1 protein-coding gene and 2 pseudogenes are annotated in these 2,191 nt (G+C 59.7%); all 3 read right to left on the bottom strand.

Annotation, left to right across the window (positions count from 1 at the left end; translation table 11 throughout):
- The coding region (locus EOC06_RS42215) for a DPP IV N-terminal domain-containing protein (protein ID WP_245469473.1) at window positions 1-1,045 on the bottom strand (1,045 nt) is incomplete at its 3' end.
- A 667-nt stretch (window positions 1,046-1,712) separates the two neighbouring features.
- Window positions 1,713-1,944: pseudogene (locus tag EOC06_RS42210) on the bottom strand (IS5/IS1182 family transposase); the annotation flags it as partial.
- Between the two features lie 86 nt (window positions 1,945-2,030).
- Window positions 2,031-2,191: pseudogene (locus tag EOC06_RS42205) on the bottom strand (type 2 isopentenyl-diphosphate Delta-isomerase); the annotation flags it as partial.

Below are 2,191 nucleotides of genomic sequence, written 5' to 3'. Positions count from 1 at the left end.
GCAAATAATCAACGAATGTCTCGCTGGTCTCATCGATCAGGGAGCGCCCGCGGCCCGAGGCGGCGTCTACCTCGACCAGGCGATAAAGCTGATGCCCGCGCTGGTTATATTCGAAAGTGAAGCCGCGGCTGTCCGCCCACCACCGGAGAGGGGAAAGTTCGAAGACGTTCGAGAAGAGGGCACCGTCAATCACGATCTGGCGCCGGCCGGCAATGTCGAACAGGACTGGCTGGGGCAGCGGAAGGACATCGCCCGGCCTGGGATAGAATTTTGTTGAATATTCCCGCTCCAACTGGTCCGTCGAAGAATTGAGGTAGCGGACCTCTCGCCTATAGCCGGGGCGAACAAGGTAAGCGGCGAGGTGGCGCGAGTCCGGCGACCAGCTCAGCGTCGAAAAGACGTAGCAATTGCCTTCGGCTCCGTCCCGGCTCAGAGGAACATCCTGCAATCCGTCCTCGCTGCGCAGGAAAACGTTGCAGTTCTTGATATAGGCGATCCATTTGCCGTCGGGCGACGCGTTGCTCTTGTCGGGGTTGTTCTCCGCTGGCGGCGTGTAGCGGTGGCTGAGCTCCCTACGGTCCCCTTTCCTTGCATCGAATGTGGTGCTGGTACAGTCATAGCTTGCAAGGTCGCAGCTCCACCGGGTGTCTTCAATCTGGAAGTCGAGCCTGCGACCATCCTCACTCAGTTCGAAACGGTCGAACGGAAGATTGCCGGCTTGATAGCTCTCATGGCTCACCTTGTTTAGCGCTGCCGCCAGACGCGCCTGATCGAAAGCGGGCCGCTTGAAACCCGTGGCAGCATCGACCTGCATGAACTGCTGCTCGCCGTGGCTAGTCCGGCGGTAGACGAAGGCTTCACCCCCGGTCAGCCAGAAAGGCATTTTGGGGACATTGACAGTGAGCCCGCCATATCGATCGTTGATCGTAAGTGCGCGCTTGAAATCGGCCGGCGCTAGCGTCGGGTGTAAACTTTTCGAACCCTTGGCCAGCGTCTGAGTTGCCGATCGCCATGCGGCGCGCGTCAAAGCGCCGATCCTGGACATACCTGTTCACTTCTTTCGGTTTTCGGAATGCTAATTTTGAAGTTGGGTTCTCGTCGCCGGTCTGCAGCAGCGCCGAAGCGTCGCCTTGGAGGAGAGCCAGCACGCGGGTGCAGCCAGGCACGCGCAACAGGGGCGCTCCTTGGACATCCAGGCACTGGTTCGGGTGCCGATTGAAGAGTTGGCGTCCGCCGCCGAAACAACCAGGAAAGAGCGTCCATGCAGCCCTGACGCGACTATTTCCCCGCGAGTATGGCCGCTTGCTTTTCTGCATCATCTGAAAGGTCCTGCTCTAGTCGGGCCGGATGTCACCCCGGCAGAAATCATTGTGCTATTTCGACAATCTCCGAGCGATTGCCGCCGGCCCATGACGAGGTTTACCGATAGGGCGCAATATGCGTGCCAAAGGAAAAGCGGTTTAAATACACGGCAATCCGCCTATGTCGCATCCCCAACATCGTCGCACACCGGACAATGCCGGACGAAATTGTCCCGGGGCGTCAAATTGGTTTGATGGTGACCCAAGGAGTTCTGGCTTTATCTGAGGCGTTCGGCCTTTTTCGAAAGCCGGACTCTTCGCGCGTTTCCGACGGCCCGAAGCGCCTGATCAAAGCTGACGGCATTCCCGGGTCTTGGCCTTGCCACAGCAGCACCTGCTGCATCAATTCCGACGGACGCTGTAGAACACCTGCAACACACGGCCCGCAGCAATTTCTCCGGCGCAACGCTGGGGCGACCGCCTTTGGCACTGCAGGCGTACATGCCGGAAAGGATGCCGTCTAGCCGCACCAGCGCTCCATTGATCATCAGCCGGTGCGGGCACCAGGATGACCGGCTGGAACGAAATCTTCCAACCGCTTCATCGTGAACAGCTGCTCCATGAACACATCGCTCCCGTCAATCGAGCCGTCTCGCCAGGGGGATCAATAGTCTGTCTTTGGCGTAGGTATTTCAGCAGCCTGCTGTTAGCGTGCGGACGACGCCGACATCAACCGGCGGACAAATGCGACGAGGGCAACAAGCGCGCCTGACGCAACGCCGCCAGATCAGCCGAGCCCGTGCAGAAGCAGGCGACGGCCAACTGGCGGATGACGATCTCGAAATGCGCGACAACGGCCCCGGTGGACACTGTCGCCGCGCCCAGCACGC

The sequence above is a fragment of the Mesorhizobium sp. M7A.F.Ca.MR.362.00.0.0 genome, assembly GCF_004023175.1.
Taxonomy (GTDB): domain Bacteria; phylum Pseudomonadota; class Alphaproteobacteria; order Rhizobiales; family Rhizobiaceae; genus Mesorhizobium.
Note: the sequence above shows the minus strand (reverse complement) of the source record. Positions and strands in the feature narration are given on the sequence as shown.